We start from the raw sequence: 541 nt of genomic DNA on the forward strand, positions 1-541 counted from the left end.
GCGTTCTGCTTCTTGTTTGAGATTCAGTCCTGCGTTCACATCACGATCGTGGTGGATGCCGCAAATCGGGCATGTCCATTCACGCAAACTAAGATGTTTCACGTCTTTGTGTTGATGCCCGCAACTGGAGCATAGTTGGCTGGAAGCAAAGGTCTTCGCGACCTTCACGACGGTCTTCCCATACCAGTCCGCCTTGTATTCCAGCATGCGGAAGAACTCTGACCAACTGACCTCGGAGATGGACTTGCTCAACTTGCGGTTCTTCTTCATGTCCTTCACCTGCAAGGTTTCGATGCCGATGACGTCGTGGTTCTTGACGATCTCGGTTGACACCTTGTGAAGGAAATCGTCTCGCTTGTTGGCGATTTTCTCGTGGATGCGGGCGACCTTCCGCTTTTGCTTCTGATAGTTCTTTGCCTCGGAAAGTTTTACTTTCTTGTTCAGGGCGATGCGTTGACGACGGGACAACGTTCGTTGTTCACGTGCGAGCTTCTTCTCAAGCGTTCGGAAGTAACGGTCATTCTTGTACACCGTGCCGTCC

General features: G+C 51.4%; 1 protein-coding gene. It reads right to left on the minus strand.

Annotated features, from left to right (window positions below):
• Positions 1-541 (minus strand): RNA-guided endonuclease TnpB family protein (locus KNQ13_RS15805; RefSeq protein WP_214773287.1); only part of this gene is annotated, 541 nt, incomplete at both ends.

Source organism: Exiguobacterium sp. s128 (assembly GCF_018618815.1).
GTDB lineage: Bacteria > Bacillota > Bacilli > Exiguobacteriales > Exiguobacteriaceae > Exiguobacterium_A > Exiguobacterium_A antarcticum.